The following is an 11412-nucleotide window of genomic DNA, read 5'->3' on the forward strand; positions in this document are numbered from 1 at the left end:
CTCCAGGGGGCGTCAGCGCATCGGGGAAATGCGACCCGAAGGGTCTGCATTTCAGGGGCGCGGGGAACTGCGCGATCAGCCCCCACCGGCCGGTGGTCGGGCGACGAACGGGCGGAGTTACGGCGAGTCCGAGGCGCCCGGTTCCGCGCCCCGCACCGTGAAGCCGAACACGGCCCCGCCCCCCTCTCGCGCGGCGGCGAACACGACACCCCCGTGCGCTGCCGCAACATCCCGCACGATGGAGAGCCCGAGCCCCGACCCCGGCAGGCTCCGCGCCGCCGGCGCCCGGTAGAACCGGTCGAAGACCCGCTCGGCGTCGTCGGCGGCGAGCCCGGGTCCCCGGTCGAGGACCTCCACCCGCACGGCCGGCGATCCGGCACCCCGGCTCACCACGATCTCGATCGCGGCGGAGCCCCCGGGGTCGAACTTGGCCGCGTTCTCCACCAGGTTGGACAGCGCCCGCTGCAACTGCGCGGCCCGCCCCCGTACGACCGTGTCGCCCTCGGTCCGCACCACCACGGTGCGGCCGGTGCGGCGCCGGGCGAGGGTCGCGGCGTCCTCGGCGGTGTCGGCGAGGGCGACGGTGACGACCGGTTCCTCGTCCTCCTTGCCGGCCGCGAGGTCCACCAGTTCGTTGACCAGGTCGGTCAGTTCGCGGGACTCGTCGGCGAGGTCGGCGACAAGTTCCTCACGGGCGGCGGGCGGCAGCTCGTCGATGCGGCGCAGCAGGGAGATGTTGGTGCGCAGCGAGGTGAGCGGGGTGCGCAGTTCGTGGCCGGCGTCCTGGACGAGGCGCCGCTGGTCCTCGACGGAGCGGGCGAGCCGGCCGAGCATGCGGTCGAAGGAGCGGCCCAGGCTGCCGACCTCGTCGCCGCCCTCCACGGGCACGGCCACGTCGAGCCGCCCGGTGGAGGCGACGTGTTCGGCGGTGCCGGCGAGCCGGACGAGCCGGGAGGTGATGCGGCGGGCCAGCCACCAGCCGAACAGGCCCGCGGCGGCGACGACGGCCAGCGCGAACAGCACGGTGCGTTTCTGCAGTTCCCGCAGCAGGTCCTCGGTGTCGCTGAACTCCTGCGCGACCTGCACCGCGCCGCGCCCGCTGCCGAGCGCGACGGTCGCCATCCGGTACACGTCGCCGTCGATCACGACCTCGTCGTCCTCGGCGCGGGTGCCGGCCTTCGGGGTGTCGGCGGTGCGGCGGGCGGCCGCGTCGACGGGCAGCCTCGGACTGCCCGCGTCGACGACGGCGCCGCCGGGGCCGAGGACCTGCACGTCGGTGCCGGCCGGGCGGGTCAGGTCGTCGCGCGGCCCGTCGTGGTCGGGGTCGCCGGAGGTGAAGTCGCCGGGGCGCAGCGTCTGTTGCGTGACCTGCTGGCGCAGGTCGTGGACGACCTCGTCGAACACGGCCTGCTGGTCGACGCGGACCAGTCGGGCGGCGGCGTCGTAGGAGAGGAAGCCGACCAGGGCGGTCACCCCGGCGGCGACGGCGGCGAACGACAGGGCGAGCTTGGTGCGCAGGCTGCGCGGCGGCCGGGCCCCGGGCCCCTCGGCGGCGTCCCCGCGCGCCTCCGGGGCGTCCCCGCGCGCCTCGGCGGCGTCCCCGCGCGGCCGGTTCACGCTTCCCGCAGGACGTAGCCGACGCCGCGCACGGTGTGCAGGAGCGGCGGGCCGTCGGGGTCGTCGACCTTGCGGCGCAGGTAGCCGACGTACACGGCGAGGTTCTTGGAGCCGGGGCCGAAGTCGTAGCCCCAGATGCGGTCGTAGATCGTGGCGTGGTCGAGGACGATGCCGTGGTTGCGGGCGAGGAGTTCGAGGAGGTCGAACTCGGTGCGGGTCAGTTCCAGTTCGCGGCTGCCGCGCCAGGCGCGCCGGGCCTGCGGGTCGATGCGCAGGTCGGCGGCGATCACCTGGCCGTCGACGCCGGGCTCCTGCGGCTGCGGCTCCGGCTCGGGGGCGGTGCGGCGCAGCAGGGCCCGCAGCCGGGCGAAGACCTCCTCGACGTCGAACGGCTTGACCACGTAGTCGTCGGCGCCCGCGTCCAGGCCCGCGATCCGGTCCGGGGTCTCCACGAGCGCGGTCAGCATCAGGATCGGCGTGCGGTCACCCTCCGCGCGCAGCACCCGGCAGACCTGGAGGCCGTCGATGCCCGGCATCATCACGTCGAGGACGAGGATGTCGGGCCGCGCGCGGTGGGCGGCGGCCAGCGCCTGGACGCCGTCGGCGACGGCCGTCACGGCGTAGCCCTCCAGGGTCAGCGCGCGTTCGAGGGCGTTGCGGATCGCCCGGTCGTCCTCGGCGAGCAGCACGGTGGGGGCGGGTGCGGCGGAATCGGACACCTGCCCAGTGTGCCCCCGTGACGTGCGCGGCTCCCCCGTTCGGAGGTCCGCCGAACGGCTTCTTACCCGGCTCTCACCCGCCCCGGAGCAGCGGCTTACCCGAGAGGAGCACGGTGAGGCGGGACATCGCACCGCCGGACCGCGTCCGCCGGGGAAGGCACGGGGAAGGCACTACGCATGAAGATCGTGTTCCTGCTGCACAACGCGTACGCCATCGGCGGCACGGTGCGCACGACGCTCAACCTCGCCGCCGCGCTCGCCGAGCACGGCGGGCACGAGGTGGAGGTCGCGTCGATGAACCGGCACCGCGAACACCCCCGGTTCGCCCTCGACCCGAGGATCTCGCTGGTCCCGCTCGTCGACGCGCGCGACGGCGGCACGGACCGCGACCTGGACGCCTTCGCGCGCCCGGCCCGCGCCTTCCCCTCGGCGGAGAAGCGGTTCGAGCAGTACTCGCTGCTGCACGACCAGCGGGTGCGCGCCTACCTGGAGAGCTGCGACGCGGACGTCGTGATCGGTACGCGCCCCGGGCTCAACGTCTATCTGTCGCTGTGGGGCCCGCGGCGCGCCCTGCGCATCGGGCAGGAGCACCTGCGGCACGACGCGCACGGCAAGAAGCTGCGGGCGCAGCTGGCCCGGCACTACCGGTTCCTCGACGCGGTCGTCACGACGACGGAGGCGGACGCGGCCGTGTACCGGGCGCGGATGCCGCTGCCCGGCGTGCGGATCCTGGCCGTGCCGAACATCGTGCCGCCCGCCGACGTGCCCCCGTCGGACGGCTCCTCCCGGATCATCGCGGCGGCGGGCCGGCTCGCCCCCGGCAAGCGCTACGACCTGCTCCTGGAGGCGTTCGCCGCGGTCGCCGCGAAGGAGCCGGACTGGGAGCTGCGGATCTACGGCGGCGGCCCGCAGGAGGCGCGGCTGCGCGATCTCGTGGGCGGGCTCGGGCTGACCGGCCGGGCCCGCCTCATGGGCGCGGTGTCGCCGATCGAGCCGGAGTTCGCGCGGGCGTCGATCGTGGTCAGCGCCTCGGACGCGGAGTCGTTCGGCATGACGCTGGTCGAGGCGATGCGCTGCGGGGTGCCCGTCGTCAGCACCGACGCGCCGCTCGGCCCCGCCGAGATCATCACGGACGGCGTCGACGGCCGGCTCGTCCCGCTCGGCGACACCCGCGCCCTCGCGGAGGCGATCGTCGCCCTGATCGAGGACGCGCCGGCCCGCCGCGCGATGGGCACCGCCGCCCTCGCCTCGGCCCACCGCTTCGACCCGGCCCCGATCGTCTCCCGCTACGCCCTCCTCTTCGCGGAGCTGCGCGAGACCCGCCACCGCCGCTCCTGGCAGCGCTTCACGGCCCGGGCCACGGGCTGGGCCCGCCGCCGGGCCCGCGCCCTGCGGGGCCCCGGGGGCGGCGGCCCGCACGCGGACCGCCCCGGCGACCAGCAGCCCGGTGACCGGCGCCGGCCCGGAAGTCCCGCCGCGCACCCCCGGCACCCCTAGGGACGTCCCGTGCCCTCCGAACCGCCCGCACCCTCGGGATCCACGGCCTTCGGGTCCCGGGGGCGGCGGGTGCCCCAGGGCCGGGAGACGGATCGACAAAGTCGGTGGCGACCCGTCTCCCGGCCCGCTCACAGCGGCGCAACCGCCGGCCGCACCGGCCCGCGCGTCGATCCGCTCGCCGTCGTCGCCGCCCTCTACGGGCTCCTCGCGCTGGTCCTCGTCGTACCGCGGCTGCGTCACGGGCTCGGCTGGGACGAGTCCGTCTACCTCTCGCAGTACGACCCGCGCCGGCCGGCCGCGTTCTTCAGCGCCCCGCGCTCCCGCGGCACGAGCCTGCTGACCGCGCCGGTCGTCGCGCTCACCGCCTCCACGACCGTGCTGCGCGTGGTCCTGACCGTGCTGTCCTCGGCCGCGCTCTACGCCTCGTTCCGGGTGTGGCGGCCGCTGCTCGGGACGCGGGTGACGGCGCTCGCGGCGCTGCTGTTCGCGAGCCTGTGGATCACGGTGCTGTCCGGCCCGATGGCCATGCCCAACCTGTGGGTGGCGTTCGGCGCGGTCGGCGCCGTCGGCTGCTTCCTGCGCGGCCGGGGCGTCCCGCTGGCCTGCTGCGTCGCCGGGGTGGCCCTGTTCCGGGCGCCGGACGCGGTGTGGCTGGTGCTGCCGATGGCGGTGTGCGCCGCGGCGGCCCGGGGGCGGCGGCGGATGCTGCCGTTCCTCGCGGCGGGGCTCGCCGCCGGGCTCGCCCAGTGGATCGTCGAGGCGTACGCGCGCTGGGGCGGCGTCCGCGCCCGCCTGCACGTGTCCAGCGCGACCGAGGGCGACCTCGGCCTCCACCCGAACCTCGGCACGGCCTGGCACGCCCTGAACGGACCGCTCCTGTGCCGCCCCTGCACGAGCGGCCCGCCCGACCTGCCCTGGACGTCCCTGTGGTGGCTCGCCCTCCCCCTGCTCGCGGCGGCGGCCGTCCTCCTGACCTGGCGCGACCGCCGGCGCGGACGGAACGCGCCGACGGCCCCGATCGTGCTGTGCGTCGCCTGCGCCGCCGCGCTCGGCGTCTCGTACCTGCTGCTCATCGGGTACTCCGCGCCGCGCTTCCTCGTCCCGGCGTACGCGCTCCTTGCACTGCCCGTCGCCACGGTGGCGGTGCGGATCGCCCGGCCACGGGTGCTCGCCGCACTGGTCGTCGCCGTGTGCGCGGTGCAACTCTGCGGGCAGTTCCTGGTGCTCGGCCGGCAGACGGCCGAGACGGCGGCGAAGGACGCCCGCTACGTGGCGGCGGCCCACGGGCTGCGCTCACTCGGGCTGACACCGCCGTGCCTGGTCACGGGCCCGCGCGCCCTGCCCATCGCCTACGCCGCCGGCTGCGCGTCCGCGCAGCTCACCGGCAACAACGCCTCCACCACCCGGGCCGGACTGCTGCGCCGGGCGGCCCTGGTGCCGACGGCCCTGCTCACCTCACGCGGGCAGCGGCCGCCGCACTACGCCCGCGACTGGACCCCGTACGAGCTGCCGGGCACCCCCGGCTGGACGGCCTGGAAGGCGCCCGGCCGGGAGCAGCTGCCTCCCGGCCCGTAGCGCCTTCCGTGCCCCCTGCGCCCTCCGCTGCTCGTGCACCCGCCGCTACTCGGCCCGGAGCGCGGCGAGCTGCTGCTCGAAGGGGACGACCTGGAAGCCGTCCGCCGGGTCGACCGAGGTGATCGCGCCGTGCAGCGAGCGGGGCGCGATCGCCGCCGCCGTGTCCACGTCCGGGGTTCCCGGGCGGGGCACCGCGGCGGCCGGGGCCAGGAAGCGGGCCAGTTCGGCGCCCGCCCGGGCGATGCGCCGGTCCAGGCCCTCGTCGCCCCAGTCCTCCGAGGCCGCGTAGACCGCGGTCGGCAGGACGAGGGCCCTCAGGTACGTGAACAGCGGGCGCAGGGCGTGCTCGGTGACGAGCGAGTGCCGGGCGGTGCCGCCGGTCGCGCCGACGAGCACCGGCTTCCCGGTGAGCGCGTCCTTGTCGATGACGTCGAAGAACGACTTGAACAGTCCGCTGTACGACGCCGAGAACACCGGCGACACGGCGATCAGGCCGTCCGAGGCCGCCACCGCGTCGAGCGCGGCGGCGAGCCGGGAGGACGGGAACCCGGTGACGAAGTGCTGGGCTATCTCCGTCGCCAGGTCCCGCAACTCGATGACCTGCACGTCGATGTCGCTCCCGGCGTGCTCCCGGGTGGCGGCGGCCAGCCGGTCGGCGAGCAGCCGGGTGGAGGACGGGGCGCTCAGCCCCGCCGAGACGACGACGAGCTTCATGCGCTCTTGACCTCCTCGTTCTTGGCCGCGACACGGGCGGCGTGGGTGGGGGCGTCCGGCACGTTCGCCGGCTTGAGGTTCGCGAACTCCTTGCGCAGCACCGGGACGACCTCCTCGCCGAGCAGGTCGAGCTGCTCCAGGACCGTCTTGAGCGGCAGGCCCGCGTGGTCCATCAGGAACAGCTGGCGCTGGTAGTCGCCCACGTAGTCACGGAACGACAGGGTCCGCTCGATGACCTCCTGCGGGGAGCCGACGGTCAGCGGCGTCTCGCGGGTGAACTCCTCCAGCGAGGGGCCGTGGCCGTAGACCGGCGCGTTGTCGAAGTAGGGGCGGAACTCACGCACCGCGTCCTGCGAGTTCTTGCGCATGAACACCTGGCCGCCGAGGCCGACGATCGCCTGCTCCGGGGTGCCGTGCCCGTAGTGGGCGTAGCGCTGCCGGTACAGGTTCACCATCTGCTTGGTGTGGCTGGCGGGCCAGAAGATGTTGTTGTGGAAGAAGCCGTCGCCGTAGTACGCGGCCTGCTCGGCGATCTCCGGGGAGCGGATGGAGCCGTGCCAGACGAACGGCGCGACGCCGTCGAGCGGGCGCGGGGTGGACGTGAAGGACTGGAGCGGCGTGCGGAACTTGCCCTTCCAGGTGACGACGTCCTCGTCCCACAGGCGGCGGACCAGCGCGTAGTTCTCGATCGCGAGGTCGATGCCGTCGCGGATGTCCTTGCCGAACCAGGGATAGACCGGCCCGGTGTTGCCGCGGCCCATCATCACGTCGACCCGGCCGTCCGAGACGTGCTGGAGCATCGCGAAGTCCTCGGCGATCTTCACCGGGTCGTTCGTGGTGATCAGGGTCGTGGACGTGGAGAGGATCAGGTTCTCCGTGCGGGCGGCGATGTAGCCGAGCATCGTCGTCGGGGACGACGGGACGAACGGCGGGTTGTGGTGCTCACCGGTCGCGAAGACGTCCAGGCCGACCTCCTCCGCCTTCTGCGCGATCGCGAGCATCGCCTTGATGCGCTCGTGCTCGGTCGGCGCGCGGCCGGTCGTGGGGTCGACGGTGACGTCACCGACGCTGAAGATCCCGAACTGCATTTCGCTCACCCTCCGGGTTGTTGACGATTCAACTATACCCCGGAACGTGAGACCCCGGCGAGCTATTCCCGCACCCCTCCCCGAGACCCCGAGCAGCCCCCGCCGACCGCGCCTCACCCCCTCAGACCCGGCGCCCCGTCGCCGCCAGCAGCCGCACGAACGGATCCGCCGAGGCCGCCACCTCCACCTCGGCCCCGAACACGTTCATCCGCCGCGCCGTCGGCCCCAGCTCCGACACCGCCGCGATCAAAGGCCCCACCACCTCCGCGGGGGCCTCGTAGAGCTGATCCGTCGCCCGCGCCAGATCCCACGCGTGCACCGTCAGATCCAGCAGCGCCATGGAGCCCACCAACCGGGCCGGCATGTTCATCGCCCCGGCCGTCCCCTCCTCCGCCCCGGGCCGCGACCACGCCGCGACCAGCGCCGACGCCTCCCGCGCGAACCGGTCCCGCCAGCCCGCCGCGTCCTCCCCCACGAAATCCGGCGCCCCCGAGAAGTCCGACTCCCCCTTCGCCGCGAGCGCCTGGAACTCCACCAGCACCTGGATCAGATGGTTGACCAGGTCCTTCACCGTGTACTGCGCACACGGCGTCGGCCGCTCCAGGTCTGCGTCCGCGATCGCGGCCACCACGGGCACCGCCCGCCCCGCCGCCCGCTCCATCAGCTCACCGACACCGAACGCCGGCTCCGCCGGCCCGACCGTCTCCCGCTCGTCACTGTCCATACCCCGACCATACGAACGCCAGGACGCCCGGCTCTTGAAGAAACGCGGCACTGTCAGTGGCCCGCCGTACGATCCCGGCATGGAACGCGACCGCGGCCGCGCCGAGGACCAGGGCCAGGACACACGGGGCATCGTCGACCCCGCCGCCCTGCTCACCCGCGTCCGCTTCCGCCGGCTCCCGCCCGCCGAACCCCTGCGCCCCTACATCGAGCACTACTGGCTGATCGACTGGGACCTCCCCGCCCCCTACGCCTCCCACATCGTCCCGCACCCCGCCGTGCACCTCACCTTCCAGTGGGACGAGAACGAAGGACCGCCCTACGGCGAGCTCACCGGCGTCAGCGCACCCGGCCTCTACACCCGCAAGATCGGCGGCCGCGGCCGCGTCTGCGGCGTCAAGTTCCACCCGGGCGCCTTCCGCCCCTTCGCCCCCGAGACACCCGTCTCCCACTGGACCGGCCGCGTCCTGCCCTACGACGACGTCTTCCCCACCACCGACATCCCCGCCATCGTCGGCCCCGCCGACGACCAGGACCGCGTCGCCGCCCTCGACGCCTACCTGCTCCCCCTGGCCCCGGCCGCCCCCGACCCCCAGACCGAACAGGCCCGCCGCCTCGTCGCCCGCATCCGCACCGACCGCACCGTCCAGCGCGTCGCCGACCTCGCCCACGACGAAGCCATGTCCGTACGCGCCCTGCAACGGCTCTTCGCCGGCCACGTCGGCGTCAGCCCCAAATGGTGCATCCTGCGCTACCGCATCCACGACGCCCTCGAAGCCGCCGCCACCCGCACCACCGTCGACTGGGCCGCCCTCGCCGCCGACCTCGGCTACGCGGACCAGGCCCACCTCGTCCGCGACTTCACCACCACCATCGGCGTCTCCCCCGCCGCCTACGCGGGCGAGTCACCCTGAGCACCCCGCACCCGGACTACTTCGCGTGAGTGACCGCGTAGATCATCACGAACGCCACGATGTGGATCCCGAAGAGGAAATAACCCAGGTACCACCACATGTACCGCTCCCCCTTCTTCTCCTGCGCCGCCCGCCGCGCGTCGTACTCGCGCTGCAGCGCGTCCAGCGGATCGGGAGCCGGAGAACCAGGGCCGGGCTGCGCGCCGTCCGACATCGTCACAGCTCCCTGTGCACCTTGGTGTTGGAGGCCTGCGCACGCGGGCGCACCACCAGCAGATCGATGTTCACGTGCGGCGGCCGCGTCACCGCCCAGGTGATCGTGTCCGCGACGTCGTCCGCCGTCAGCGGCTCCGCGACGCCCGCGTACACCTTCTCCGCCTTCTCCCTGTCCCCGCCGAACCGCGTCAGCGCGAACTCGTCCGTCTTCACCAGACCCGGCGCCACCTCGATCACCCGCACCGGCGTCCCCACGATCTCCAGCCGCAGCGTCTCCGCCAGCACGTGCTCCGCGTGCTTCGCGGCCACATAACCGCCGCCGCCCTCGTACGTCGCGTGCCCCGCCGTCGACGACAGGATGACCACCGTGCCGTCACCGGACCCGGTCAGCGCCGGCAGCAGCGCCTGCGTCACGTTCAACGTGCCCAGCACGTTCGTCTCGTACATCTGACGCCACTGCTCCGGATCACCCGTCGCCACCGGATCCGCGCCCAGCGCCCCGCCCGCGTTGTTCACCAGCACCCCGACCGTCCGGAACGCCCGCGCGAACTCGTCCACCGCGGCCCGGTCCGTCACGTCCAGCCCGTACGCCACCGCGTCGTGCCCCGCCGCCGTGATCTCCTCGGCCAGCGCCTCGATCCGGTCCTTGCGGCGCGCCGTCAGCACCACCCGGTACCCCGCCGCCGCCAGCTGCCGCGCCGTCGCGGCACCGATCCCACTGCTCGCACCGGTGACGACGGCGATACGGGACGCGGCTGCGGGGGCCATGGCTGCTCCAGACGGTACGGGCGGACGACGCGCGAACAGGGTCCCGTCCAGAGTACGCGCGCTCAGTCACCCCGCGGCGCGTACATGATCACCGCCATCCCCACCAGACAGATCACCGCACCCACCACATCCCACCGCGACGGCCGGTACCCGTCCGCGACCATCCCCCACGCGATCGACCCCGCCACGAACACCCCGCCGTACGCCGCCAGGATCCGCCCGAACTCCGCGTCCGGCTGCAACGTCGCCACGAACCCGTACAACCCCAGCGCGATCACCCCCGCCCCCACCCACACCCAGCCCCGCTGCTCCCGCACCCCCTGCCACACCAGCCACGCACCCCCGATCTCGAACAACGCGGCCAGCACGAACAGCACGACAGAACGGGCGACGACCATGCCCACAGCGTCCCACGTGCGAGTCACACCCCCGCGCCCCGCGCATCACGCCACACCCCAGGTGGAACACCGCCCCCATGAATCTCACCGCCACCGCCCTCACCCCGGCACTCGCCACAGCCGCCCTCCTCCTCACCACCACACCGGCAGCCCCTCACACCACCGCCGACGGCAACGCGCCCGAGGCCGACCTCGCCCACCACGGCACCGCCACCCTCACCCCCGGCCGCACCACCCTCCACCTCACCCCGCAGAACCACGGCCCCGCCGACATCCCCGACGCCACCGTCCGCCTCACCTGGAGCACCCCCCTCGCCGACGCCCAGCCCCTCCCCCCGGCCTGCCTGCGCACCGGCCCCCGCTCCCTCGCCTGCCGCACCGGCGCCCTCCCCGCCGACACCACCGGCACCCCCCTCAGCCTCGACCTCCGCCTCGCCGCCACCCCCAGCGAACTCACCCTCACCGTCGACACCGTCTTCACCGGCGGCCCCACCGACCACAACCCCGACAACGACCACCACCGGCTCCTCGTCCTGGACACCGGCGACACGTACACCTTCTGACGCCGCTACGTTGAACCCGTGCCCAAGCCCACCCGCACCGCCCTGCTCGACGACCTCTTCGCCACGTCGCGCCGCTACATGGCCGCCTACGCCCTGTTCAACCAGGCCGTCGCGGACCACATCGGCCTGCACCCCACCGACCTGCAGTGCCTCAACCTCCTCAGCCTCGAAGCGGCCCCCGTCACCACCGGCCGCATCGCCGAACTCACCGGCCTGACCACCGGCTCCGCGACCCGCCTCGTCGACCGCCTCCAGAAGGCCGGCTACGTCACCCGGGAACGCGACACCACCGACCGCCGCCGCGTCCTCGTCACCCTCGTCCCCGAGAAAACCGCAGAGTTCGGCGCCGTCTGGGACCGCCTCGCCACCGACTGGTCCGCCCTCTTCGAAGACCTCGAAAACTCCGAACTCGCCCTGATCACAGCCCACATGAAACGCACGGTCGCCTTCAGCACCACCCAGATCGAACGCCTCCGCACCGGCGAGCTCGACGCTCCCTAGGCAGACGAAGGGGCCGCCCCCGGGGGGGGGGGGGGGCGGCCCCCGGTGGCGCGCCGCCCCCAAACAACAGCACAGCAGGTAGCATCGCCACCACACACCCACGCGAACGCGAGTGCGCC

The 11412-nt window shown here is 74.0% G+C and carries 13 protein-coding genes; 5 read left to right on the forward strand and 8 right to left on the reverse strand.

The window, feature by feature from the left end; genetic code table 11:
* Positions 1-117: 117 nt before the first annotated feature.
* Positions 118-1518 carry an ATP-binding protein gene (locus ACFW9D_RS09550; RefSeq protein ID WP_384619824.1) on the reverse strand — a complete coding sequence of 467 codons (1401 nt, stop codon included), beginning with the start codon at positions 1516-1518 and terminating at the stop codon, positions 118-120.
* A gap of 95 nt (positions 1519-1613) precedes the next feature.
* Positions 1614-2336, reverse strand: a complete 723-nt coding sequence (locus ACFW9D_RS09555; RefSeq protein ID WP_384619711.1) for a response regulator transcription factor — start codon at positions 2334-2336, stop codon at positions 1614-1616.
* A 177-nt stretch (positions 2337-2513) separates the two neighbouring features.
* Here ACFW9D_RS09555 and ACFW9D_RS09560 point away from each other — a divergent pair, with 177 nt between their 5' ends.
* Positions 2514-3833 (forward strand): glycosyltransferase family 4 protein, encoded by a 1320-nt coding sequence (locus ACFW9D_RS09560; protein WP_384619713.1) that lies wholly within the window; start codon positions 2514-2516, stop codon positions 3831-3833.
* Positions 3834-3842: 9 nt separating this feature from the next.
* A complete protein-coding gene (locus ACFW9D_RS09565) occupies positions 3843-5408 on the forward strand; it encodes a hypothetical protein (RefSeq protein ID WP_384619716.1) in 1566 nt (521 codons plus the stop codon).
* Positions 5409-5453: 45 nt separating this feature from the next.
* Here ACFW9D_RS09565 and ACFW9D_RS09570 read toward each other — a convergent pair whose 3' ends face one another.
* From ACFW9D_RS09570 to ACFW9D_RS09580, 3 genes are all read right to left on the reverse strand, one after another.
* Positions 5454-6122 carry a CE1759 family FMN reductase gene (locus ACFW9D_RS09570; RefSeq protein ID WP_188337507.1) on the reverse strand — a complete coding sequence of 223 codons (669 nt, stop codon included), beginning with the start codon at positions 6120-6122 and terminating at the stop codon, positions 5454-5456.
* On the reverse strand, positions 6119-7210 hold the full coding sequence (locus ACFW9D_RS09575; protein WP_384619720.1) for an LLM class flavin-dependent oxidoreductase: 1092 nt from the start codon (positions 7208-7210) through the stop codon (positions 6119-6121). Before ACFW9D_RS09575 ends, ACFW9D_RS09570 begins: the two co-directional genes overlap by 4 nt.
* A gap of 121 nt (positions 7211-7331) precedes the next feature.
* Complete coding sequence (locus tag ACFW9D_RS09580; protein WP_384619722.1) at positions 7332-7934, reverse strand: TIGR03086 family metal-binding protein; 603 nt, start codon at positions 7932-7934, stop codon at positions 7332-7334.
* A 79-nt stretch (positions 7935-8013) separates the two neighbouring features.
* On the opposite strand from ACFW9D_RS09580, the gene ACFW9D_RS09585 reads away from it, so the two are divergent.
* Positions 8014-8847: a DUF6597 domain-containing transcriptional factor gene (locus ACFW9D_RS09585; protein WP_384619725.1), complete on the forward strand. Its 834-nt coding sequence runs from the start codon at positions 8014-8016 to the stop codon at positions 8845-8847.
* A 16-nt stretch (positions 8848-8863) separates the two neighbouring features.
* Here the strand turns inward: ACFW9D_RS09585 and ACFW9D_RS09590 are convergent, their stop codons facing one another.
* From ACFW9D_RS09590 to ACFW9D_RS09600, 3 genes are all read right to left on the reverse strand, one after another.
* Complete coding sequence (locus tag ACFW9D_RS09590; protein ID WP_384619826.1) at positions 8864-9061, reverse strand: hypothetical protein; 198 nt, start codon at positions 9059-9061, stop codon at positions 8864-8866.
* A gap of 2 nt (positions 9062-9063) precedes the next feature.
* A complete protein-coding gene (locus tag ACFW9D_RS09595; RefSeq protein WP_188337512.1) occupies positions 9064-9831 on the reverse strand; it encodes an SDR family NAD(P)-dependent oxidoreductase in 768 nt (255 codons plus the stop codon).
* Positions 9832-9893: 62 nt separating this feature from the next.
* Positions 9894-10229, reverse strand: a complete 336-nt coding sequence (locus ACFW9D_RS09600; protein ID WP_384619726.1) for a YnfA family protein — start codon at positions 10227-10229, stop codon at positions 9894-9896.
* A gap of 77 nt (positions 10230-10306) precedes the next feature.
* On the opposite strand from ACFW9D_RS09600, the gene ACFW9D_RS09605 reads away from it, so the two are divergent.
* Positions 10307-10792 (forward strand): hypothetical protein, encoded by a 486-nt coding sequence (locus ACFW9D_RS09605; protein WP_384619728.1) that lies wholly within the window; start codon positions 10307-10309, stop codon positions 10790-10792.
* Positions 10793-10870: 78 nt separating this feature from the next.
* A complete protein-coding gene (locus tag ACFW9D_RS09610) occupies positions 10871-11293 on the forward strand; it encodes a MarR family winged helix-turn-helix transcriptional regulator (protein ID WP_384619829.1) in 423 nt (140 codons plus the stop codon).
* Positions 11294-11412: the final 119 nt, after the last annotated feature.

It is taken from the genome of Streptomyces sp. NPDC059524 (genome assembly GCF_042749255.1).
Taxonomy (GTDB): Bacteria; Actinomycetota; Actinomycetes; order Streptomycetales; family Streptomycetaceae; genus Streptomyces; species Streptomyces xanthii.

Excerpts from the sequence above, each read along its gene's own strand:
- ACFW9D_RS09605 (WP_384619728.1), top strand. The coding sequence starts at position 10,307 with ATGAATCTCACCGCCACCGCCCTCACCCCGGCACTCGCCACAGCCGCC.
- ACFW9D_RS09610 (WP_384619829.1), top strand. The coding sequence starts at position 10,871 with ATGGCCGCCTACGCCCTGTTCAACCAGGCCGTCGCGGACCACATCGGC.
- ACFW9D_RS09560 (WP_384619713.1), top strand. The coding sequence starts at position 2,514 with ATGAAGATCGTGTTCCTGCTGCACAACGCGTACGCCATCGGCGGCACG.
- ACFW9D_RS09595 (WP_188337512.1), bottom strand. The coding sequence starts at position 9,831 with ATGGCCCCCGCAGCCGCGTCCCGTATCGCCGTCGTCACCGGTGCGAGC.
- ACFW9D_RS09590 (WP_384619826.1), bottom strand. The coding sequence starts at position 9,061 with ATGTCGGACGGCGCGCAGCCCGGCCCTGGTTCTCCGGCTCCCGATCCG.
- ACFW9D_RS09600 (WP_384619726.1), bottom strand. The coding sequence starts at position 10,229 with ATGGTCGTCGCCCGTTCTGTCGTGCTGTTCGTGCTGGCCGCGTTGTTC.
- ACFW9D_RS09580 (WP_384619722.1), bottom strand. The coding sequence starts at position 7,934 with ATGGACAGTGACGAGCGGGAGACGGTCGGGCCGGCGGAGCCGGCGTTC.
- ACFW9D_RS09575 (WP_384619720.1), bottom strand. The coding sequence starts at position 7,210 with ATGCAGTTCGGGATCTTCAGCGTCGGTGACGTCACCGTCGACCCCACG.
- ACFW9D_RS09570 (WP_188337507.1), bottom strand. The coding sequence starts at position 6,122 with ATGAAGCTCGTCGTCGTCTCGGCGGGGCTGAGCGCCCCGTCCTCCACC.
- ACFW9D_RS09585 (WP_384619725.1), top strand. The coding sequence starts at position 8,014 with ATGGAACGCGACCGCGGCCGCGCCGAGGACCAGGGCCAGGACACACGG.